General features: G+C 61.8%; 2 protein-coding genes. One reads left to right on the top strand and one right to left on the bottom strand.

What is annotated here, in order from left to right; translation table 11 throughout:
* On the top strand, window positions 1-555 hold a 555-nt coding region (locus P0D80_RS50285), incomplete at its 5' end, for a lactonase family protein (RefSeq protein WP_408296245.1).
* A 58-nt stretch (window positions 556-613) separates the two neighbouring features.
* On the opposite strand, the gene P0D80_RS50280 is transcribed toward P0D80_RS50285, so the two are convergent.
* On the bottom strand, window positions 614-1211 hold a 598-nt coding region (locus tag P0D80_RS50280; protein WP_459252780.1), incomplete at its 5' end, for a DDE-type integrase/transposase/recombinase.

Below are 1211 nucleotides of genomic sequence, written 5' to 3'. Positions count from 1 at the left end.
ATCGGCCGGTTCGCGTATGTGGTAAATTCGAACGGCAACACGGTGTCGATGTACACGGTGAACACGGACGGCTCCCTGTCCCCGCTCGGTAGCCCCGTGGCAACCGGAAACGAGCCATCATCGATCGCGGTGGCGCCATCCGGCCAGGCCGCGTATGTGGAAAATGCCAGCAGCCGGACGGTTTCGATGTACACGGTGAATATGGACGGCACCCTGTCCCCGCTCGGCAGCCCCGTGGCAACTGAAGCATCCCCAACCTCGATTGTGGTGACACCCTCCGGCCGGTTCGCGTATGTGGTAAATTCGAGCGACAACACGGTTTCGATGTACACGGTGAACACGGACGGCACCTTGTCTCCGCTCGGCAGCCCCGTGGCAGCCGGAGACCAGTCATTCTCGATCACGGTAGCGCCATCCGGCCAGGTCGCGTATGTGACGAATGTCGACAGCAACACGGTTTCAATGTACACGGTGAACACAGACGGCACCCTGTCGCCGCTCGGCAGCCCCGTGGCAGCCGGATTAACGCCGCGTGGAATGGTGCTGTCGCATTGAGGAGGCGGAGTGAAATACGTCCTCCGCGATGAAAGCTGCTATTGATGGCTTTGTCAAGTTAGGCAAAACGGGGCATGTTTTCCCATTTAGATAAGGTTTCCTCATTAATTTTCGCCGGGAAGTTGCACACCTGCCCAGTCGTACCACGCAAGCAGACGCGCCCCGAGTTGCTGGCGATGACAGCTTGGCTTGCGTTCATCCGGTGCCGGGACAACGCGAAGTGTTGACGGAACGGACCCAAACGCGAGAGAAACGCCTGCGTGCGCCGGGGATCGCGGAAGCCCTGCATCTGACGCTCTCGCCGGCGCGTGGGCTGGTGGCTGTTTTCCGCGCGGTTATTGACCCGGGCAGAAGCTTTCACGAAGACGTGCTTCACGTCAGCCAGCTCCGGCACTTCTGCCTTCGCCGCCGGATAGCTGCGTAGCTGATCGGTCCCAATCTTTCTGGGCACGCCGTGGGCGCGCAGCACCCGCTGGAAGAAACGTTTGGCCGCCGCCGTGTCGCGGCGCTTTTGCAGCAGCACGTCCAGCTCCGTGCCGTGCTCGTCCACCGCGCGCCACAGCACGTACGGCTCACCTTGCAGTTCCAGGAATACCTCATCCAGATGCCAGGTTGAGCCCGGCTTGCGGCGCACGGCTTTCGCGCAGCGCGCGAAC

This window comes from Paraburkholderia sp. RL17-373-BIF-A (genome assembly GCF_046030175.1).
In the GTDB taxonomy this organism is placed as follows: domain Bacteria; phylum Pseudomonadota; class Gammaproteobacteria; order Burkholderiales; family Burkholderiaceae; genus Paraburkholderia.
The sequence above is the reverse complement of the archived record's forward strand: the minus strand, read 5'-3'. Positions and strand labels throughout refer to the sequence as shown.